Below are 20,402 nucleotides of genomic sequence, written 5' to 3' on the forward strand. Positions count from 1 at the left end.
CGTGGACCGCGACGCCGCAACGGGCAGGGGAGCCGCAACGCGCAGGCGCCGTGGCCTGAGCGGTTTCATCATCGCGACGATCGTGGTGCTCGCCCTCGTCGCCGCCTTCTTCATCGCCGATGCCGGCGTGCGCAACTACGCCGAGAACCGGGCGAAGGCCGAGATCGCGGCGCACCTGCCCGATTCGGTCACGGGCGATGTGTCCGTCTCGATCGGCGGCCTGTCCGTGATCGCGCAGTACCTGCTGGGGAGCTTCGACCGGGTCACCCTGGTCGCTCCCGCCCTCACGGTGAACGGCGTGCCGGCATCCGTTCACCTTGTCGCGACCGACGTGCCCGTCGACCAGGCCAAACAGGTCGGCGACGTGCGCGGAACGGTCGACCTCGACCAGGCGGCGCTCAACACCCTGCTCGCGGCGTCCCTGCCGAAGGGGGCGCCCGCAGCCAACCTCGTGCTCGGCGACGGCACCGTGCAGTACGAGGGCAGCGTGAGCGTCTTCGGCCTGGACATCGGCTACCAGGCCACCGCCACCCCGACCGCTGCGGCCGACTCTCTGCTCTTCACACCGAGCACTGCGACGATCACCACCGGGGCGGGCAGCCTCGATGCGACGGCAATCCTGCCGCTCGTGCTCGGCCAGCAGCCGGTCCGGGTGTGCGTGGCCGGGTATCTTCCCGAGGGCGTCAACCTCGCCGGAGTCGACGTCACACCGGGGCGGGCGCGCATTACGCTGGAGTCGAGCACCCTGATGCTCACCGCGCAGTCGCTGACCACCCTCGGCACCTGCTCCGCCGGCTGATTCGGCGCGCGCACCCCTTGCTCGCTAGAATCGGTGCAGGTTCGCTGTCATACCGGCGGAATCTTCACTGGCTTCAGGGACCAATCCGGGTTCGCTCGCCACTCAGTGAGACACCCACTCGACTTTCCCGTGAGGTTTTCACCCGTGGCTACCAACCCGCTCGCCCCCGACTGGCTCGTCCTGCCCGGAGACGCCAACGCGCTCTCGGCCGGCCTCTGGCCCGCGACCATGCACCGCGCGCCTGCCGGCGACCTCGTCATCGGCGGCGTCTCCGCGCCTGACCTGGCCGCCCGGTTCGGCACCCCGCTCTACGTCATCGACGAAGCGGATGCCCGCGCCCGCGCATCCGCCCTCCGTTCCGCCTTCGAGGCAGAATTCTTCCGCATCGGCACCACGGTCAAGGTCTACTACGCCGGCAAGGCCTTCCTGTCGAGCGAGGTCGCCCGCTGGATGCTCGCCGAGGGACTCAACATCGACGTCTGCAGCGGCGGGGAACTCGCCGTCGCCCTCGCGGCCGGCGCGCCCGGCGCCCGCCTCGGCTTCCACGGCAACAACAAGTCCCTCGCCGAGATCGACGAGGCCTGTGCCACCGGCGTCGGCACGATCGTGATCGACTCGACCGTCGAGATCTCCCGTGTCGCCGCGGCAGCGGCCCGGCACGGCATCGTGCAGAACGTGCGGCTCAGGGTCAACAGCGGCGTGCACGCGCACACGCACGAGTTCCTCGCCACCGCGCACGAGGACCAGAAGTTCGGCATCACGCTCGAGGATGCCCCGCGCCTCGTCGCCCTGATCCGTGCGGAGCCGGCCCTGCGCTTCATCGGCCTGCACTGCCACATCGGTTCCCAGATCTTCGGAGCCGACGGGTTCGCAGAGTCCGCCTCCCGCCTGCTCGCCGTGCACGCCGCGCTCCTCGTCGGCGGGCCTGTTCCCGAGCTCAACCTCGGCGGCGGCTTCGGCATCGCGTACACCGACGCGGACACGCCCACCCCGATCCACGAACTCGCCGCCCGTCTGGCCGACATCGTCGCGGCAGAGTGTGCGGCGCGCGGCATCCCGGTGCCCATCGTCGCCTTCGAGCCCGGCCGCTTCATCATCGGCCCGGCGGGCATCACCCTGTACGAGGTCGGCACCACCAAGGCCGTCGACGTGTCGGGTGCGCCGCGGCTCTACGTGAGCATCGACGGCGGCATGAGCGACAACGCCCGGCCGGCGCTCTATGGCGCCGACTACTCTGTGCGGCTCGCGGGCCGCTCGAGCACCGCGGAGCCCGTGCTCGTACGCGTCGCGGGCAAGCACTGCGAGAGCGGCGACATCGTCGTCGACGCCGACTACCTGCCCGGCGACGTCGGCCCCGGCGACCTCGTCGCCGTCGCCGCGACCGGTGCGTACTGCTACTCCCTCGCGAGTAACTACAACTACCTTGGCCGCCCGCCGGTCGTCGCCGTGCTGGACGGCGCCGCCCGGTTGCTCGTCCGCGGCGAGACGATCGCCGACCTGCTCTCCCGCGACACCGGGATCACCGCCGTCGTCGCGGCCCCCGCCGGCACCGATCAACCGAAGGAAGCCATCCGATGATCGAATACCGCAACCTGCGCGTCGCCCTCCTGGGCGGCGGCAACGTCGGCGCCCAGGTCGCCCGGCTGCTGCTCGAGCAGAGCGAGGAATTCGCCAACCGGGTCGGCGCCGGCCTCGAACTCGTCGGCATCCTCGTGCGCGACGTCAACGCCGAACGCACCGTCGACCTGCCGCACGAGCTCTTCACGACCGACGCCGAGTCCCTCATCCTCGGCGCGGACGTCGTCATCGAACTGCTCGGCGGCATCGAACCGGCCCGCAGCTACATCCTGATGGCGATGAACTCAGGGGCGGATGTCGTCACCGCGAACAAGGCTCTCCTCGCGACCCACGGGCCCGAACTCTTCGCCGTCGCAGACCAGGTCGGCGCCCAGCTCAACTACGAGGCCGCCGTCGCAGGCGCCATCCCGATCCTGCGGCCCTTGCGCGACAGCCTCGGCGGCGACCAGATCAACCGCATCCTCGGCATCGTCAACGGCACCACGAACTTCATCCTCGACCGGATGGACACCGATGGCGACACCCTCGAGGAAGCCCTCGCGACCGCGACCGACCTCGGCTACGCCGAAGCCGACCCGACCGCGGACATCGGCGGCTACGACGCGGCGCAGAAGGCGGCCATTCTCGCGAGCCTCGCCTTCCACACCCACGTGCCGCTCGCATCCGTCTACCGCGAAGGCATCACCGAGGTCACGCCCGCGCAGATCGAGTCCGCCCGCAAGGCCGGCTACGTGGTCAAGCTCCTCGCCATCTGCGAACGCATCACGGATGCCGCGACCGGCCAGGCCGGGGTCTCCGCCCGGGTCTACCCCGCGATGGTGCCGCGCAGCCACCCGCTCGCGGCCGTGCACGGAGCGAACAACGCCGTCTTCGTCGAGGCCGAATCCGCGGGCAGCCTGATGTTCTACGGCGCGGGCGCCGGGGGAGTCGAGACCGCATCCGCAGTGCTCGGCGACCTGGTCTCCCTCGCCCGCCGCCACATCGCCGGCGGCCCCGGAGTCGCGGCCTCGATCCACGCCGACCTGCCCGTTTTCGACATCGGCAGCATCACGACCCGCTACGCGGTCACCCTCGAGGTGACCGACGAGCCGGGCGTGCTCGCGACCCTGGCCGGGGTGTTCAGTGACCATGGCGTCTCGCTGGCCCTCGTCGAGCAGTCGATGACCCCCGCACGTCCCCTCACGTCCAGTCACGCGGCCGTCCCGTCCACGGCTACCCTTGTGATCGGAACCCACGAGGCAACGGAGGCGGCACTCGCCGCCACCGTGACCGACCTCGCCGCCAACAGATTTGTCACCACCGTCGCATCCGTTTTGAGAGTTGAAGGAGCCTGATGTCCAGCGAACGAGAGTCCACGCAGGCCGTGAAGACCCAGTCCCGTCAGTGGCGGGGAGTGCTGCGTGAATACGCCGACCGCCTGAACATCACCGACGCGACCCCGATCATCACGCTCGGCGAGGGTGGCACGCCGTTGATTCCCGCCCCCGCGCTGTCGAAGCGCACCGGCGCGAAGGTCTGGATCAAGTACGAGGGCATGAACCCGACCGGCTCCTTCAAGGACCGCGGCATGACGATGGCGATCTCGAAGGCCGTCGAAGACGGCGCGAAGGCCGTCATCTGCGCCTCGACCGGCAACACCTCTGCCTCGGCCGCCGCATACGCGACTCACGCCGGCATCCTCGCGGTCGTGCTCGTGCCGGAGGGCAAGATCGCCCTCGGCAAGCTCAGCCAGGCCATCGCGCACAACGCGCAGCTCCTGCAGGTGCAGGGCAACTTCGACGACTGCCTCGACATCGCCCGCGACCTCTCGGCCAACTACCCGGTGCACCTCGTCAACTCTGTCAACCCCGACCGCATCGAGGGCCAGAAGACGGCGGCCTTCGAGGTCGTCGAGGTGCTCGAAGACGCGCCGGACATCCACATCGTCCCCGTCGGAAACGCCGGGAACTACACCGCGTACACCCGCGGCTACACCGAAGAACTCGAGCGCGGCGCGACCACGAAGCTCCCGCGCATGTTCGGCTTCCAGGCCGCCGGCAGCGCCCCGATCGTGCTCGGCCACCGCGTAGACCACCCCGAGACCATCGCGAGCGCCATCCGCATCGGCAACCCGGCGTCCTGGGACCTCGCCCTCGCGGCGCAGAAGCTCACGAACGGCTACTTCGGCGCGATCAGCGACGCCAAAATCCTCGAGGCCTACCGCATCCTCTCCGCAGAGGTCGGCATCTTCGTCGAACCCGCCTCCGCGATCAGCGTCGCAGGCCTGCTCGAGCGTGCCGAAGCCGGGCTCATCCCCGCCGGCGCGACGGTCGTGCTAACGGTCACCGGCCACGGCCTCAAGGACCCGCAGTGGGCGCTCCGCACCGCGGACGGCGCCGAGATCACTCCGACCGTCGTGCCCGTCGACACCGCCGAAATCGCCAGCGTCCTCGGTCTGGCCAAGAAGTGACCCTGGCCGAAGCCGTGTCCGGTCCTTCCCTCCTCGCCGGACGTTCGGTGACCGTCCAGGTTCCCGCGACGACCGCGAACCTCGGCCCCGGCTTCGACACCCTCGGCCTCGCCCTCTCCTACTACGACCGCCTCGACGTGAGCGTGCGTGAGGAACCCGGCGTGTTCGTCGACGTGCAGGGCGTCGGCGCCGGCGTGGTGCCGACCGACGAGACGAACCTCGTCGTGCAGGCCATCGCGCACACCTTCGCCGCCTATGGGCAGCGGATGCCGGGCCTCGCGCTCGTCGCCCACAACAAGATCCCGCACGGCCGCGGCATGGGATCCTCTGGGGCAGCGATCGTCTCCGGGATCATGGCCGCCAAGGGCCTGCTCGAGGGCATCGTCGACATCGACTCCGAAGCACTGCTCACCCTCGCCACCGAGATGGAGGGGCACCCGGACAACGTCGCGCCCGCACTCTTCGGCGGCCTCACGATCGCGTGGACGACCCCGGAGGGCCCCCGGCACAAGAAGCTGATGGTGCACCGCGGCGTGAAGCCGCTCGTGTTCGTGCCTGAGCAGGCCATGTCGACCGCGCTCGCCCGCAGCCTCCAGCCCGAGACCGTGCCGCACGAGGACGCCGTCTTCAACCTGTCCCGCTCCGCGCTGCTCATCGCCGCGCTCATCCAGAGCCCGGAGCTGCTGCTCGCCGCGACAGAGGACAAGCTGCACCAGAGCTACCGTGCCGCCGCGATGCCCGAGACCAACCGGTTGATCACCCTGCTCAGGGAGCACGGCTTCGCGGCCGTCGTCTCCGGAGCCGGCCCGTCGATCCTCGTGCTCGCGAGCGACCCCGGCCAGCGCCTCGTCGCCGCGGAGCTCGTCGCCGCGAACTCGGAGACCCCCTGGCAGGCACTCATGCTCGCCGTGGACTTCCAGGGCGCGACCGTCACCCGCACGGACGCGGCAGTCGCCGCCTGACCTGAAGCGCGCGAACGGGGGGTGCCGCGGCAGGGGATGGCGCGGCATCCGTTCTCGGAATGCTCTGCTAGAGTCGATGGCGTACCCGAAGAAATCGCCTAACGACCGGTTCCTTTCGATGGTGCATTTCCCGTAACTCACTGCTATCGCGACATCTGTGCGTGGCTGTGTGTGTTCACTTCAATCCACTTTCTGTGGGATTGAACCACCCGCAGCGCCTCCGACGTTGCCACAGCTTCCCCGGTTTTCGTTAATGTTCGTGCCGGGGGAAAGGACAAATTTTCGTGACTGACGTCAACCTCCGCGCAAGTGCCGCGGATTCATCCCGCCTGGGAACCCTCCGTGTCGCAGAGCTTCAGGCTCTCGCGCTCGAACTGGGCATCCCCGGCTCCTCCAAGCTCCGCAAGGGCGAGCTCGTCTCCGCCATCACCGCCGTCCAGGCCGGTGGCGACACCGTGAGCCCCGAGCTCGAAATCCCCGCCTTCGCCGCGACCGAGCCGGTCGTCTCCGAGCAGCTCGTTTCCGAGCCGGCCGTCGCCGAGCCGGCCGCGGCAGCAGCCGCGACCGCGACTCTCGTCGAAGCCCCGCCGCGCAAGCGTGCGCCGCGCCGCGCCACCACCGCGACCGCTGCCCCCGCCGCCGCGCACGTCAACGCTGACGGCGACCTCGGCATCGGCCTCATCCTCCCGGACGCCGCCGCGACGACCCGTCGCACGACGGCCCCCACCACCTACGCCGGTGGCACCGGCACCACGGAGGCCCCTGTCGCCGCCGAGAAGCCGGTCCGCCAGGCGCGCAAGCGCGCCACGTCCGTGTCGGTCAAGGCCGCCGCGGAAGCAGCAGCGACCGAGGCCCCGACCGAGGCGCCTTCCGCCGAAGCTCCCGTCGTCGAGGCTCCCGTCGTCGAGGTTCCCGTCGTCGAGGTTCCCACGAGCGAAGCGCCCGCGTCTTCCGCCGCGACGGATGCCGCAGCGACCGACACCGAGACCGCCGAGGTCACCGAGGCCCCCGTCACCACCGGCCGCTCGCGCCGCAGCAGTGCCCGCGGCAACGGACGCAACGGTTCCGCCCGCAACAGCATCGACGCGCGCAGCCGCATCGACGCCCTGAACGACGAACTCGCACAGGGCACGGCGGGCATCCCCGTCGCGACCGATGAGGACGTCGCGACCGCCGAGGCATCCGCAGACGCTCCCGTCGACCACTTCGCCGGCAACCGCACGGCGGACGCCGAGACGGTCACCGCCGACACGGACACCGACACGGACTCCGACGAGTCCACCGAGCAGGCCGAACAGCCGCGCCAGGGTCGCAACCGTAACCGCAACCGGGGCGGCAACCAGAACCAGGCGGGCGGCGAGCAGGACGACAACTCCCGTCAGCAGAACGGCCACCAGTCGAACCGCAACCAGAACCAGCAGAACCAGAACGCCGAGCGCGGCCAGGACAACCAGGACCGCAATCAGGACCGCAACCAGGACCGCAACAACGCGGCGCAGCAGGACCGCAACAACGCGGCGCAGCAGGACCGGAACAACCAGTCCCAGCAGGACCGCAACCAGGACCGCCAGGCGCAGCAGGACCGTAACCAGCAGGACCGCCAGGCCCAGCAGGAGCGCAACCAGGAACGTAACCAGGAACGCAACCAGGACCGTCAGGCCCAGCAGCAGGAGCGCGGCCAGCAGGACCGCAACCAGCAGGACCGTGGCCAGGACGACGACCTGAACAGCCGCAGCAACCGCAACCGGTTCCGTGACCGCAAGCGCCGCGGCGTCACCGCCGGCGACGACTTCGAGCCCGAGCTGAACGACGACGACGTGCTGATCCCCGTCGCCGGCATCCTCGACGTCCTCGACAACTACGCGTTCGTGCGCACCTCCGGCTACCTGCCCGGTGCGAGCGACGTGTACGTCTCCCTCGGCCAGGTCAAGAAGTACAACCTGCGGAAGGGTGACGCCGTCGTCGGTTCCATCCGCCAGCCGCACGAGGGCGACCAGAACGGCCGCCAGAAGTACAACGCGATCGTCAAGGTCGACTCGATCAACGGTCTGTCCGTCGAGGAAGCCGCCAACCGCGTCGAGTTCCAGAAGCTCACCCCGCTGTACCCGCAGGAGCGTCTCCGCCTCGAGACCGAACCCGGCAAGCTCACCCAGCGCATCATCGACCTCGTCGCCCCGATCGGGAAGGGCCAGCGCGGCCTCATCGTCGCGCCGCCCAAGGCCGGCAAGACCATCGTCATGCAGCAGATCGCGAACGCCATCGCCACCAACAACCCCGAGGTCCACCTCATGGTCGTGCTGGTCGATGAGCGGCCGGAAGAGGTCACCGACATGCAGCGCACGGTCAAGGGTGAGGTCATCGCCTCCACCTTCGACCGCCCGGCCGAGGACCACACCACGGTCGCCGAGCTCGCCATCGAGCGTGCCAAGCGCCTCGTGGAACTCGGACACGACGTCGTCGTGCTCCTCGACTCGATCACGCGACTCGGGCGGGCGTACAACCTGACCGCGCCGCCGTCGGGCCGGATCCTCTCCGGTGGAGTCGACGCATCCGCCCTGTACCCGCCCAAGCGCTTCTTCGGCGCCGCGCGCAACATCGAGAACGGTGGCTCGCTCACCATCCTCGCGTCCGCGCTCGTCGAGACCGGCTCCAAGATGGACGAGGTCATCTTCGAGGAGTTCAAGGGCACCGGCAACATGGAGCTGCGCCTCTCGCGCCAGCTCGCCGACAAGCGGATCTTCCCGGCGGTCGATGTCAACGCATCGGGAACCCGTCGTGAAGAAATGCTGATGAGCTCGGACGAGGTCAAGGTCACCTGGAAGCTCCGTCGTGCGCTTGCCGGACTCGACCAGCAGCAGGCACTCGAGGTCGTCCTCGGTCGCCTCAAGGAGACGTCCTCCAACGTGGAGTTCCTCATGCAGGTTCAGAAGTCGATGCCGTCCCTGAACGGGTCAGACAAGGACAAGTAATGTTCGAGTCTGTTCTGACTCTGCAGGCCGAATTCGACGAGCTGCAGTCTGAACTGGCCGACCCGGAGTTGCACTCCAACCCGGCCCGTTCGAAGAAGGTCAACCGGCGCTACGCCGAGCTGAGCCGTATCATCGCGGCCTGGAACGAGTGGAAAGAAATCGGCGAGAACCTCGACGCCGCCCGGGAGCTCGCGGAGGAGGACTCGTCCTTCGCCGAGGAGATCCCCGGGCTCGAGGTCCAGCTCGAGGACACCTCCGCGAAGCTGCGCCGTCTGCTCATCCCACGCGATGAGCTCGACGCCCGCGACGTGATCATGGAGATCAAGATGGGGGAGGGCGGTGCGGAGTCCGCACTGTTCGCCGCCGACCTGCTCCGGATGTACCTGCACTACGCCGAGTCGAAAAAGTGGAAAACCGAGATCATCGAGCAGACCACGAGCGACCTCGGCGGTATCAAGGACATCCAGCTCGCGATCAAGAGCAACACCAACGACCCCGCTGAGGGCGTCTGGGCGCACCTCAAGTACGAGGGCGGCGTGCACCGCGTCCAGCGGGTGCCGGCGACCGAGTCGCAGGGACGCATCCACACCTCTGCGGCGGGCGTGCTCGTGTTTCCAGAGGTCGATGAGCCCGAAGAAGTCGAGATCAACCACAACGACCTCAAGATCGACGTCTACCGGTCGAGCGGCCCCGGCGGCCAGTCCGTCAACACGACGGACTCCGCGGTGCGCATCACCCACCTTCCGACCGGAATCGTGGTCGCGATGCAGAACGAGAAGAGCCAACTGCAGAACAAGGAAGCCGGGATGCGCGTCCTGCGCGCCCGCGTCCTCGCCCGGCAGCAGGAAGAGATCGACGCGGCCGCGTCCCTGGTCCGCAAGGGCCAGATCCGCACGATGGACCGGTCAGAGCGCATCCGCACGTACAACTTCCCGGAGAACCGTATCGCCGACCACCGCACCGGCTACAAGGCGTACAACCTCGACACCGTGATGAACGGCGCCCTCGACGCCGTCATCGAGTCCTGCATCCTCGCGGACGAGGCCACCCGCCTCGCCGAAATCGGGGACCACGACTAACCGGTTTCGCGCCCGAGTGTCGCAGAAGATGCCCAGAATCGCCGGTCGAACGGCGATTCTGGGCATTTCTGGTGACTCTGGGCGGCGGCGGCGGCAGATGCCGCGAGCCGGCTAGTCCTCGTCGGAGACCGGGAGACCGCGCGCGCCCTCGATCGTCTGCGCGCGCACCGGCTGGATCGTCGCGGGGATGCCGAGCAGCAGGGACTTCGGCGGGGCGTCCCTCGTGACGACGGCGTTCGCGCCGATCGTGCTCCAGGCGCCGATCGTGATCGGGCCGAGCACCTTCGCGCCCGCGCCGATCGTGACGCCATCGCCAAGGGTGGGATGCCGCTTCTCACCGCGGACGACGCCGTGCCGGGTCTTCCCGCCGAGAGTGACGCCGTGATAGAGCATCACGTCGTCGCCCACATCGGCGGTTTCCCCGATCACGACGCCCATGCCGTGGTCGATGAACAACCGGCGCCCGATCCGGGCGCCGGGGTGGATCTCGATCCCGGTGAGGAACCGGGTGAACTGGGAGACCAGCCGGGCGGGCAGGTACAACCCGGCCACCCACATCCGGTGCGCGATGCGGTACGACCAGACGGCGTGCAGCCCGCTGTACGCGAGGAAGACCTCCACGTTGCTGCGGGCTGCCGGGTCGTGGGCGCGCGCCATCGCCATGTCCTCACGGATGCGTGAAATGACTCCCATGTCGGTTTTCAGTTGTTCCCGTTCTTGTTAGTCGAGCAGGTCCTCGTACAGCACGGTGGAGATGTAACGCTCTCCGAAGCTCGGGAGGATGGCGACGATGGTCTTGCCGGCGTTCTCCGGCTTCTTCGCCTGCTCGATGGCCGCCCAGACGGCGGAGCCGCCCGAGATGCCGGAAAGGATTCCCTCGTCGGTCGCGAGTGCGCGAGCGGTGGTGAGGGAATCGGCGAGGGTGACATCGGTCACCTCATCGTAGAGGTCGGTGTCGAGAACGGACGGGATGAAGTTCGCGCCGATGCCCTGGATCTTGTGCGGACCCGGCTTGCCGCCGGTGAGGATCGGGGAGTCGATCGGCTCGACGCCGACGATGTGTACGGAGGGCTTGCGTTCCTTGAGCAGTCGTCCGGCGCCCGTGATGGTGCCGCCGGTGCCGATGCCCGCGACGAAGATGTCGACGGCGCCTTCGGTGTCGTCCCAGATCTCAACGCCGGTCGTCGCGAAGTGGATCGCCGGGTTGGCGGGGTTGTCGAACTGACGGGCGAGAATCGCACCGGGCGTGTTCGCGACGATCTCTTCGGCCTTCTCGACGGCGCCGCGCATGCCGGCGGCCCCCGGGGTCAGCACGATCTCGGCGCCATAGGCGCGAAGGAGGACGCGGCGCTCCTTGCTCATGGTCTCCGGCATCGCCAGGATGACCTTGTAGCCGCGGGCCGCTCCGACGAGCGCGAGCGCGATGCCGGTGTTGCCGCTCGTGCCCTCGACGATGGTGCCGCCGGGCAGGAGTTCACCGGAGGCCTCTGCGGCATCGACGATCGCGATGCCGATCCGGTCCTTGACGCTCGCGGAGGGGTTGTAGAACTCGAGCTTGACGAGCACGGTCGCGTCGAGGCCCGCCGTGAGGCGGTTGAGCTTGACCAGCGGTGTCCCTCCAACTGCCTTGGTGATGTCGGAGTAGATGCGTGCGGTCATCGCAGTGCCTTTCGGTCGGGTCATCGGGTCATTCGGATCGGGAACCTCGCCCAGCCTACGGCTCCGGCATTGGGAGAGCGCGCTTCATTACGTTACATTCCAAGGTGTGACAACTGAAGACGACGACCATTCCATTCCCGGCACTTTTTCCGCCCCCGACGCGGGCGAAGCGGTCCCGGACGCGGTGGACACGATCCGTGCCCGCACCATCGGCATCCTGGCCGCCGCGGGCATCGCCGACCCCGAGGTCGACGCCGACCTCCTGATCGGCCACGTGCTCGGCCGGAGCCGCGGAGAGGTGCAGGCCGCCGTCATCCTTCGCACCGGTGTCACGTCGGCGGATGCCGCCGCTATCGACGTCCTCGTCTCTCGCCGCGCCCTGCGCGAACCGCTGCAGCACATCACCGGGCGAGCCCCGTTCCGGTCGATCGAACTCCTCGTCGGCCCGGGCGTCTTCGTACCCCGACCCGAGACCGAGCAGGTGGCCCAGTTCGCGATCGACGCCCTCCGCTCCGTGCCAGACCCTGACCCTATCGGCGTGGACCTCGGCACCGGGAGCGGCGCGATCGCGCTCTCCCTCGCCGTCGAAGTGCCGAACGCGCGGATCTGGGCCGTCGAGAACTCGCCGGAGGCCTTCGCCTGGACGACCCGCAACTTCACGGCGGTGAACGCGGCCAATGCGACCCTCGTCTTCGGCGACCTCGCAGACACGGGCATCCTCGCCGAACTCGACGGCACCGTCGCCGTCGTGATCTCGAACCCTCCCTATATACCGGCGGATGCCGTGCCGCGCGACCCCGAGGTGCGTCTCTTCGATCCCGCGCACGCACTCTTCGGCGGGGCGGACGGCCTCGACGTCGTCCGGCACGTCTCGCAGACGGCCCTGCGCCTGCTGCGCCCCGGCGGAGTGCTCGTGATCGAGCACGGCGAACTGCAGGGCGGCGACATCCGTGCCCTGCTGGCCGGCGACGGCTGGCGCGCGACCGCGACCCACCGCGACTACACCACCCGCGACCGGGCGACCACGGCCATCCGCCCTACGCCCTGACCCCCCACTCCCAGCCTTGGGAAACACCCCTGCACTAGAATTGGGCGCAATGACACGCATCTACGACTGCACGGTTGTCTCGGACTACGCAACCGGCATGAGACTGGCACGCTCGGCGATCGCTCGCGGCGCGCTCGTCGTCATCCCCACCGACACGGTCTACGGCCTTGCCGCCGACGCGTTCAGCCCAGAGGCCGTGCAACGCCTGCTCGACGCGAAGGGCCGCGGCCGGCAGTCGCCGCCGCCCGTGCTGATTCCGGGTATCGGCACCCTCGACGCGCTCGCGGTCAATATTCCTCAGCCCGTGCGGGAGCTCGTCGCGGAATTCTGGCCGGGCGGGCTGACTGTGGTGCTCCACGCCCAGCCCTCCCTGGTCTGGGACCTCGGCGACACCCGCGGCACCGTCGCCCTGCGGATGCCGAGCAACCCGATCGCCCTCGACCTCCTCGCCGACACCGGCCCCCTCGCCGTCTCGAGTGCTAATACGAGCGGCCTGCCGTCAGCGGTCGACGCGGCGACCGCCGCCGAGATGCTCGGCGAGAGCGTCGAGGTCTACCTCGACGGGGGAGCGGCCGGCACCGGCTACGAGCCGATCGGCGACCGGGCCGGCGACACCTCCTCGACGATCATCGATGCGACCGGCTTCGACACAAATGGCGGCAAGCTCGTGATCGTGCGGAAGGGCGTGATCTCCCGGGAGGCCCTCGCAGCCGTCGTCGGCGACGCGCTCGCACCGGAAGGCTTCGTCGCCCCCGTTGCCGCGACTCCGCAGGACGAGGTGCCCGCAGCATCCGCCCGCGAAGACGCGACCGGCGATTCGACCGAAACGGATGTCGCGGGCTAGCCATGACCGTATTCGTCCTGCTGGCCATCGTCTCGGCTGTTGTCACGGCCGTCCTCTCCTGGGTCGTGCTCAAGGTCAGCCACCGCTACAAGATCTATCCGAAGATCCGCCTGCGGGACGTGCACACCCGGCCGACCCCCCGGCTGGGCGGGGTCGCCATCTTCTTCGGCGTTGTCGCGGCCTTCGGGGTCGCCTACCTCATCTCGGCCCAGTTCGCGCCGCTCCGGCTGGTCTTCTCCGATCCTGAGCAGATCCTCGCCATCGTCGGCGCCGCCCTGATGATCGTGCTGCTCGGCGTCGCGGACGACCTCTGGGACCTCGACTGGATGACCAAGCTCGCCGGCCAGTTCATCGCGGCAGGGCTCGTCGCCTGGCAGGGCGTCCAGGTGCTCTCCCTCCCGATCGGCGGGCTCACCGTCGGCTCCTCGTGGATGTCGATCCTGATCACCGTCTTCGTGATCGTGCTCGTGATGAACATGATCAACTTCATCGACGGCCTCGACGGCCTCGTCGCCGGGGTCGCCCTCATCGCCAACGGCGTCTTCTTCATCTACAGCTACCTGCTCGTACGGGACACCTCCCCGAGCAACTACTTCAACCTCGCCTCGGTGATCGCCGCGATCCTCGTGGGTGCCTGCATCGGCTTCCTGCCGCTCAACTGGCGTCCCGCCAAGATCTTCATGGGCGACTCCGGCTCCATGCTCGTCGGCCTCCTGATGGCGACCTCGGCGATCGCGATCACCGGCCAGGTCGACCCGACCGCGGTGAACCGGTCCCAGCTCTTCCCAGCGTTCATCCCCATCCTGCTGCCGTTCGCGATCCTGATCATCCCGCTGCTCGATTTCGCACTCGCCGTGTTCCGCCGGGTGCGCGCGGGCAAGTCCCCGTTCAGCGCCGACCGGAAGCACCTGCACCACCGGTTGCTCGACATGGGGCACTCGCACCTGCACGCCGTGCTGATCTTCTACGGCTGGACGGCCGCCGTAGCCGTCGGTTGCCTGCTCTATTTCGTGTTGCCCGTCTACTTCGGCGTGCAGACCTGGTGGGCGACGATCTTCCTGATCTGCGCCCTGGTCGCCTGCACGATCGTGACCCTCGCGCCGCTCAGCCGCTCCAAGAAGATCGAAGCGGCCACCCAGCTCGCCCACCCAGCCACCCTTCCCCACGACATCGTGAAGCTCGATCGCCTCGACGAGGCATCGACGCAAGCCGAGGAGCACGTATGAGCGCCACCCAGCCAGCCGGATCCCTGCAGCCGACGTCCAACCGGGTGTTCCGCAGCATCCTCGTCTACGGCGGCTACCTCGCCGGCGGCATCGCCCTGGTCGGGATGATCGCCGGTGGGCTCGCCGCCGGCGGCATCGGAGTGCTCAGCGCCCTGATCGGCACCGGGATGGCGCTCGTGTTCATGGGGATCACGGCAGGCAGCATCCTGATCGCCAACCGCTTCGCCGGGACCGCAGCGGCCGTCGGCGCGTTCTTCGGAATCGTCCTGGGCGGCTGGCTGCTCAAATTCGTGATCTTCCTCGTGCTCGTCGTGCTGCTCAAGGGGCAGCCCTGGGTGCAGCCTGTCGTGCTGTTCCTGAGTATCATCGCCGGCGTCATCGGATCCCTGATCGTCGACGTGGTGGTCATCCGCAAGAGCCGCGTTCCGTACGTGAGTGATCTGCCCCGCAGCGGAGAACAGAAAAACCGATGAATATTCACCCGCAGGATTCGGCCCGAGGTGGGTTTCTTGGTAGGGTAATGACCGGTTCGCCCCGCAGCGCTGCTTTTGTCGTGCTCGACGTTCCGACCCATTTTTCGTCTTCGCGAGAGCAGAGCTCCCCGCCCCGAACCAGGAGAAAGCGCTGCTAGAAACCGCCGTAAACCTGATGCTCCCGTTGGCTACCGGCGACGGTACCTTCCAAGGTCCATCCATCAATGAGTTCTTCCCCGAGGGCGTCTTCTTCGTTGGGACGCCATTCGAGATCAACCGGATCATGCTCATCCGCTTCATTGCGATGGCCGCCCTGATCCTGCTCTTCTGGCTCGGCACGCGCCGCATGAAGGTCGTACCGACCCGGCTGCAGAGCCTCGTGGAGATGGGCCTCGACTTCGCCAGGGTCAACATCGCGGAAAGCATCCTCGGCAAGAAGGAGGGCAAGCGTTTCCTGCCTCTCCTCACGACGATCTTCTTCCTCGTGCTGTTCATGAACCTCACCGGACCGATCCCGTTCTTCAACATCGCGGGCACGTCGGTGATCGGCGTTCCGCTGCTCCTCGCCGTCATCTCGTACTGCACCTTCATCTACGCCGGCCTCAAGAAGAACCCGGGCAACTTCGTCCGGAACTCGCTCTTCCCGCCCGGCGTGCCGAAGGCGCTCTACATCATCGTGACGCCGATCGAGTTCATCTCGACCTTCCTCGTGCGCCCGGTCACGCTGACCCTGCGACTGCTGATGAACATGATCGTCGGCCACCTGCTGCTGGTGCTGTTCTTCACGGCGACCCAGTTCTTCTTCTTCACGGCCGATGGAGCCTTCAAGCTCTTCGGTGCGGGCACCCTCGTCTTCGGACTCGCGTTCACCCTCTTCGAGGTGCTGATCGCCGTGCTCCAGGCGTATATCTTCGCCCTGCTCACCGCCGTTTACATCCAGCTCGCGGTGGCTGAAGAACACTAACCTCGAACCCGGCACTCGCCGTATTCGTCACAACGGAAGGAAACAAACGTGGACGCAACTACCGTTCTCGCGGCAATCTCAGGAAACATCGCCACTGTCGGTTACGGCCTCGCCGCAATCGGCCCGGCAATCGGCGTGGGTATCGTCGTCGGCAAGACCATCGAGGGCGTTGCTCGTCAGCCCGAACTGGCCGGCCAGCTCCAGGTCCTGATGTACATCGGCATCGCCTTCACCGAGGCGCTCGCGTTCATCGGTATCGCAACGTACTTCATCTTCACGTCCTAATCGTCCTCTTTTTCACCTAGATATGGAGGCATGATGCTTCACGCAGTAATTGCAGCCGCCGCGGAAGAGGCGCACAACCCGCTCCTTCCCGCATGGCCGGACATCATTTGGTCCGCGGTGTGCTTTGTCGTGATTCTGTTCTTCTTCTGGAAGCTCATCCTTCCGAGGATGCAGAAGATGCTCGACGACCGTGCTGAGGCCATCGAGGGCAACATCGCCAAGGCGGATGACGCCCAGCGCAAGGCCGAGGCCGCTCTCGAGCAGTACACGGCCCAGCTCGCCGACGCCCGTGCGGAAGCAGGCAAGATCCGCGATGTAGCCCGTGCGGACGGCCAGAAGATCATCTCCGAACTCAAGGAGCAGGCCGGCGCTGAGGCGGCCCGCATCACCGCGAGTGCCAAGGCCCAGATCGAAGCGGAACGTCAGGCGGCAGTCCTGTCCCTCCGTGCCGAAGTCGGCACCCTGGCCATCGACCTCGCGTCCGGTGTCATCGGCGAAAGCCTGACGGACGACGCGAAGGCGAGTGCCATCGTCGACCGTTTCCTGGCCGACCTTGAGGCCTCGGAGAAAGCAGCTAAGTAATGGGAAGCGCCACCAGGGAAGCTTTGGCCTCAACGAGGGCGGTTCTCGCCGCCCATGGCCGAACGACCGATCTCGCAACGGGCGAAGGCCTGCTCGACTCCGGCCGAGTCATCGGCGACTCTGCGCAGCTGCTGTCTGCCCTGGTCGATCCCGCCGCGGATGCCGCAGCCAAGGCGGCACTCGTTGCCGCCGTGTTCTCCGCGAAACTGACCCCCACGGCACTGGACCTGCTCCAGTCGGTGGCCGCCGCGCGCTGGTCGAGTCACTCCGACCTGCTCGCCGGCATCGAAGAACTGGGGCTGCGGGCCGTTGCGGCCTCTGCCCCGGTCGCGGGTGCCGTGGAAGCGGAATTGTTCGAATTCGGAACGGCCGTCGCGTCGAACGGTGAACTCGAACTGGCACTTGCCTCGAAGCTCGGCGCGGTCAGCGCCAAGGTCGGGCTCATCGATTCCCTGCTCACCGGCAAGGTTTCGGAACAGACCCTCGTGATCGTGCGCCACCTCGTGCAGCAGCCCCGCGGCCGTCGCATCGGTGCACTCCTGCGTTTCTCCGCGACAATCGTCGCGGACGAGGGCGGCACCGCGATTGCGACCGTCTCGACGGCCGAGCTACTGAGTTCCGCACAGCTGGAGCGCCTGCGCACCAGCCTCACGGCACGATACGGACGTACGCTGACGATCAACCAGGTCATCGACCGCTCCCTCGTCGGCGGTGTCCGCGTGCAGATCGGTGACGACGTCATCGACGGCACCATCGCCACCCGCCTCAAGGATTTGCGACTCCAGCTTGCCGGCTGACCTCTGGTCAGACGGAACAGAAAAACCACGAGCGGCAACGCTTCGTTCAAGACAGAACCTGTACAGCCGTACGGGAAAGGGAAGATGATGGCAGAACTAACGATCAGCCCCGATGAGATCCGCGATGCTCTCCAGGACTTCGTCAAGTCCTACGAGCCGAGCAAGACCGCGACCGCGGAGGTCGGCTACGTCACGACAGCCGGCGACGGTATCGCCCACGTCGAGGGCCTGCCCAGCGTGATGGCCAACGAGCTCATCAAGTTCGCCGATGGCACCCTGGGCCTCGCCCAGAACCTCGACGAAGACGAGATCGGTGTTGTCGTGCTCGGCGAGTTCGCCGGCATCGTCGAAGGCATGGAGGTGCATCGCACCGGAGAGGTGCTCTCCGTTCCCGTCGGCGACGGCTACCTCGGTCGCGTCGTGGACCCGCTCGGCGCCCCGATCGACGGCCTCGGCCCGATCGAGAGCGAAGGCCGTCGTGCCCTCGAGCTGCAGGCGCCCGGCGTCATGGACCGCAAGTCCGTGCACGAGCCGATGCAGACCGGCATCAAGGCGATCGACGCGATGATCCCGATCGGCCGCGGACAGCGCCAGCTCATCATCGGTGACCGCCAGACCGGCAAGACCGCCATCGCGATCGACACCATCATCAACCAGAAGGCCAACTGGGCCTCGGGAGACGTGAACAAGCAGGTTCGCTGCATCTACGTCGCCATCGGCCAGAAGGGCTCCACGATCGCCGCCGTCAAGGGCGCGCTCGAGGATGCCGGCGTGATGGAGTACACGACCATCGTCGCCTCCCCGGCGTCCGACCCGGCCGGCTTCAAGTACCTCGCGCCGTACACCGGTTCGGCAATCGGCCAGCACTGGATGTACGCGGGCAAGCACGTCCTCATCATCTTCGACGACCTGTCCAAGCAGGCGGAGGCCTACCGCGCCGTTTCGCTGCTGCTGCGTCGTCCGCCGGGACGCGAAGCGTACCCCGGCGATGTGTTCTACCTGCACTCCCGTCTGCTCGAGCGTTGCGCCAAGCTGTCCGACGCGCTCGGCGCGGGATCGATGACCGGCCTGCCGATCATCGAGACCAAGGCGAACGACGTGTCTGCGTACATCCCGACCAACGTGATCTCGATCACCGACGGCCAGATCTTCCTGCAGTCCGACCTCTTCAACGCCAACCAGCGTCCGGCGGTCGACGTGGGTATCTCGGTCTCGCGCGTCGGTGGCGATGCGCAGGTCAAGTCGATCAAGAAGGTCTCCGGAACGCTCAAGCTCGAACTGGCGCAGTACCGCTCGCTCGAAGCCTTCGCGATGTTCGCATCCGACCTCGACGCCGCCAGCCGTCGCCAGCTCGCCCGCGGCGCCCGCCTGACCGAGCTGCTCAAGCAGCCGCAGTACTCGCCGTATCCGGTCGAGGACCAGGTCGTCTCGATCTGGGCAGGCACGACCGGCAAGTTCGACGAGGTTCCCGTCGAGGACGTGCTCCGTTTCGAGCGTGGCCTCCTCGACCACCTCGGACGCAACACCGAGGTGTTGAAGACGCTGCGCGACACGAACGTGCTGAGCGATGAGACCGTTGAGATCCTCGAGCGTGAGGTCAGCGTCTTCAAGCGCGAATTCCAGACCGGTGAGGGCAAGCCGCTCGCCTCCGTCGGCAAGGAACAGTTCGAAGCGATCACCGCCGACGACGTGAACCAGGAAAAGATTGTCAAGCACCGCCGCTAACCCGCGCGCTGAGACAACCACTATTCACTGAGAAGGAAGCACAGGAGACACATGGGAGCGCAACTTCGGGTCTACCGGCAGAAGATCAAGTCTGCCCAGACGATGAAGAAGATCACTCGGGCCATGGAGTTGATTTCGGCCTCGCGCATTCAGAAGGCGAGGGCGAGGGTTTCGGCCTCGACTCCGTATTCGCAGTCGATCACCCGGGCGGTCTCGGCCGTCGCGACGTATTCCAACGTCGCGCACGTTCTGACCACCGAACCGGAGAAGATCGAGCGCGCCGCGGTCGTCATCTTCACGTCGGACCGAGGCCTCGCGGGAGCATTCAGTTCCCAGGTGCTGCGCGAAGCGGAGTCACTCAGCGAACTGCTGCGCAGCCAGGGCAAGGACGTCGTCTATTTCCTCGTCGGACGCAAGGCCGTCGCCTACTTCGGCTTCCGCCGGCGTGCGTCCGAGCGGGTCTGGACCGGCGGCACCGACCAGCCGCAGTTCGAGATTGCGCGAGAGATCAGCGAGTCGCTGCTCGAGACCTTCCTTCGCGATGCCGAAGACGGTGGCGTCGACGAGATTCACGTGGTGTTCAACCGCTTCGTGAGCATGGTCACCCAGGTGCCCCAGGTCGTCCGACTGCTTCCCCTCGAGGTCGTCGAAGGCGTGGAGGAGCCCGGAGACGGGCAGGTCCTGCCGCTCTACGAATTCGAGCCGGACGTCGAGACGGTCCTGGACGCGCTCCTGCCGGTGTACATCGAGAGTCGCGTGTTCAACGCGATGCTCCAGTCGGCCGCCGCCGAGCACGCAGCACGCCAGAAGGCGATGCAGTCGGCCGCCGACAACGCCGACAAGTTGATCACGACCTTCACCCGGCTGTCCAACAACGCCAGGCAGACCGAGATCACCTCGCAGATTTCCGAGATCGTGGGTGGGGCCGATGCGCTCTCATCCGCCAAGAACTAAACCAGAGAA

The 20,402-nt window shown here is 67.5% G+C and carries 19 protein-coding genes; 17 read left to right on the forward strand and 2 right to left on the reverse strand.

Translation table 11 applies throughout. The annotated features are described in order from the left end of the window. The first annotated feature begins 1 nt into the window (after position 1). The 7 genes from E3O50_RS17250 (at position 2) to prfA (ending at position 9,836) form a co-directional block, all read left to right on the forward strand. A complete protein-coding gene (locus E3O50_RS17250) occupies positions 2-799 on the forward strand; it encodes a DUF2993 domain-containing protein (protein WP_166790633.1) in 798 nt (265 codons plus the stop codon). Between the two features lie 144 nt (positions 800-943). Then, on the forward strand, positions 944-2,377 hold the full coding sequence (gene lysA / locus E3O50_RS17255) for a diaminopimelate decarboxylase (protein WP_134558781.1): 1,434 nt from the start codon (positions 944-946) through the stop codon (positions 2,375-2,377). After that, on the forward strand, positions 2,374-3,711 hold the full coding sequence (locus tag E3O50_RS17260; protein WP_134558782.1) for a homoserine dehydrogenase: 1,338 nt from the start codon (positions 2,374-2,376) through the stop codon (positions 3,709-3,711). Before lysA ends, E3O50_RS17260 begins: the two co-directional genes overlap by 4 nt. Next, positions 3,711-4,826, forward strand: coding sequence for a threonine synthase (thrC, locus tag E3O50_RS17265; protein ID WP_134448137.1), 1,116 nt, complete (start codon positions 3,711-3,713; stop codon positions 4,824-4,826). The genes E3O50_RS17260 and thrC overlap by 1 nt, the downstream gene beginning before the upstream one ends. A 14-nt stretch (positions 4,827-4,840) precedes the next feature. After that, the gene (gene thrB, locus E3O50_RS17270; RefSeq protein WP_134558788.1) at positions 4,841-5,788 is read left to right on the forward strand and encodes a homoserine kinase; all 948 of its coding nucleotides are present in this window, start codon (positions 4,841-4,843) and stop codon (positions 5,786-5,788) included. Between the two features lie 284 nt (positions 5,789-6,072). Beyond that, on the forward strand, positions 6,073-8,757 hold the full coding sequence (gene rho, locus E3O50_RS17275) for a transcription termination factor Rho (RefSeq protein ID WP_134564584.1): 2,685 nt from the start codon (positions 6,073-6,075) through the stop codon (positions 8,755-8,757). Further along, positions 8,757-9,836, forward strand: coding sequence for a peptide chain release factor 1 (prfA, locus tag E3O50_RS17280; RefSeq protein WP_134448141.1), 1,080 nt, complete (start codon positions 8,757-8,759; stop codon positions 9,834-9,836). The genes rho and prfA overlap by 1 nt, the downstream gene beginning before the upstream one ends. Before the next feature lie 111 nt (positions 9,837-9,947). On the opposite strand, the gene epsC is transcribed toward prfA, so the two are convergent. Next, positions 9,948-10,529, reverse strand: a complete 582-nt coding sequence (gene epsC, locus E3O50_RS17285) for a serine O-acetyltransferase EpsC (RefSeq protein ID WP_134558685.1) — start codon at positions 10,527-10,529, stop codon at positions 9,948-9,950. 27 nt (positions 10,530-10,556) lie between these two features. Next, entirely contained in the window at positions 10,557-11,495 is a 939-nt protein-coding gene (gene cysK, locus E3O50_RS17290) for a cysteine synthase A (RefSeq protein ID WP_134448145.1), read from the reverse strand. A 184-nt stretch (positions 11,496-11,679) separates the two neighbouring features. Between cysK and prmC the strand changes: the two genes are divergently transcribed. The 10 genes from prmC (at position 11,680) to E3O50_RS17340 (ending at position 20,393) form a co-directional block, all read left to right on the forward strand. Continuing rightward, complete coding sequence (prmC, locus tag E3O50_RS17295) at positions 11,680-12,543, forward strand: peptide chain release factor N(5)-glutamine methyltransferase (protein ID WP_241975304.1); 864 nt, start codon at positions 11,680-11,682, stop codon at positions 12,541-12,543. Positions 12,544-12,592: 49 nt separating this feature from the next. Then, positions 12,593-13,387 carry an L-threonylcarbamoyladenylate synthase gene (locus tag E3O50_RS17300; RefSeq protein WP_134558687.1) on the forward strand — a complete coding sequence of 265 codons (795 nt, stop codon included), beginning with the start codon at positions 12,593-12,595 and terminating at the stop codon, positions 13,385-13,387. Between the two features lie 2 nt (positions 13,388-13,389). Next, positions 13,390-14,613, forward strand: coding sequence for an MraY family glycosyltransferase (locus E3O50_RS17305; protein ID WP_134448150.1), 1,224 nt, complete (start codon positions 13,390-13,392; stop codon positions 14,611-14,613). Next, positions 14,610-15,086, forward strand: a complete 477-nt coding sequence (locus E3O50_RS17310) for a hypothetical protein (protein WP_134558688.1) — start codon at positions 14,610-14,612, stop codon at positions 15,084-15,086. Before E3O50_RS17305 ends, E3O50_RS17310 begins: the two co-directional genes overlap by 4 nt. A gap of 175 nt (positions 15,087-15,261) precedes the next feature. Continuing rightward, positions 15,262-16,050, forward strand: a complete 789-nt coding sequence (gene atpB, locus E3O50_RS17315) for a F0F1 ATP synthase subunit A (RefSeq protein ID WP_134448157.1) — start codon at positions 15,262-15,264, stop codon at positions 16,048-16,050. 48 nt (positions 16,051-16,098) lie between these two features. After that, entirely contained in the window at positions 16,099-16,335 is a 237-nt protein-coding gene (gene atpE / locus E3O50_RS17320) for an ATP synthase F0 subunit C (RefSeq protein ID WP_134448159.1), read from the forward strand. Positions 16,336-16,368: 33 nt separating this feature from the next. After that, the gene (locus E3O50_RS17325) at positions 16,369-16,917 is read left to right on the forward strand and encodes a F0F1 ATP synthase subunit B (protein ID WP_134558703.1); all 549 of its coding nucleotides are present in this window, start codon (positions 16,369-16,371) and stop codon (positions 16,915-16,917) included. Then, positions 16,917-17,714 carry a F0F1 ATP synthase subunit delta gene (locus E3O50_RS17330; RefSeq protein WP_134448161.1) on the forward strand — a complete coding sequence of 266 codons (798 nt, stop codon included), beginning with the start codon at positions 16,917-16,919 and terminating at the stop codon, positions 17,712-17,714. The genes E3O50_RS17325 and E3O50_RS17330 overlap by 1 nt, the downstream gene beginning before the upstream one ends. 87 nt (positions 17,715-17,801) lie before the next feature. Continuing rightward, the gene (gene atpA / locus E3O50_RS17335) at positions 17,802-19,439 is read left to right on the forward strand and encodes a F0F1 ATP synthase subunit alpha (RefSeq protein WP_134448325.1); all 1,638 of its coding nucleotides are present in this window, start codon (positions 17,802-17,804) and stop codon (positions 19,437-19,439) included. A 51-nt stretch (positions 19,440-19,490) separates the two neighbouring features. Continuing rightward, positions 19,491-20,393, forward strand: coding sequence for a F0F1 ATP synthase subunit gamma (locus E3O50_RS17340; RefSeq protein ID WP_134448163.1), 903 nt, complete (start codon positions 19,491-19,493; stop codon positions 20,391-20,393). Positions 20,394-20,402: the final 9 nt, after the last annotated feature.

It is taken from the genome of Cryobacterium sp. MDB1-18-1 (genome assembly GCF_004402735.1).
GTDB lineage: Bacteria > Actinomycetota > Actinomycetes > Actinomycetales > Microbacteriaceae > Cryobacterium > Cryobacterium glucosi.

Coding starts and splice junctions, on each gene's coding strand:
- atpB (WP_134448157.1), top strand. CDS start 15,262: ATGCTCCCGTTGGCTACCGGCGACGGTACCTTCCAAGGTCCATCCATC.
- E3O50_RS17330 (WP_134448161.1), top strand. CDS start 16,917: ATGGGAAGCGCCACCAGGGAAGCTTTGGCCTCAACGAGGGCGGTTCTC.
- prfA (WP_134448141.1), top strand. CDS start 8,757: ATGTTCGAGTCTGTTCTGACTCTGCAGGCCGAATTCGACGAGCTGCAG.
- E3O50_RS17305 (WP_134448150.1), top strand. CDS start 13,390: ATGACCGTATTCGTCCTGCTGGCCATCGTCTCGGCTGTTGTCACGGCC.
- thrC (WP_134448137.1), top strand. CDS start 3,711: ATGTCCAGCGAACGAGAGTCCACGCAGGCCGTGAAGACCCAGTCCCGT.
- E3O50_RS17310 (WP_134558688.1), top strand. CDS start 14,610: ATGAGCGCCACCCAGCCAGCCGGATCCCTGCAGCCGACGTCCAACCGG.
- E3O50_RS17260 (WP_134558782.1), top strand. CDS start 2,374: ATGATCGAATACCGCAACCTGCGCGTCGCCCTCCTGGGCGGCGGCAAC.
- cysK (WP_134448145.1), bottom strand. CDS start 11,495: ATGACCGCACGCATCTACTCCGACATCACCAAGGCAGTTGGAGGGACA.
- epsC (WP_134558685.1), bottom strand. CDS start 10,529: ATGGGAGTCATTTCACGCATCCGTGAGGACATGGCGATGGCGCGCGCC.
- E3O50_RS17300 (WP_134558687.1), top strand. CDS start 12,593: ATGACACGCATCTACGACTGCACGGTTGTCTCGGACTACGCAACCGGC.
- E3O50_RS17325 (WP_134558703.1), top strand. CDS start 16,369: ATGCTTCACGCAGTAATTGCAGCCGCCGCGGAAGAGGCGCACAACCCG.
- atpA (WP_134448325.1), top strand. CDS start 17,802: ATGGCAGAACTAACGATCAGCCCCGATGAGATCCGCGATGCTCTCCAG.
- E3O50_RS17340 (WP_134448163.1), top strand. CDS start 19,491: ATGGGAGCGCAACTTCGGGTCTACCGGCAGAAGATCAAGTCTGCCCAG.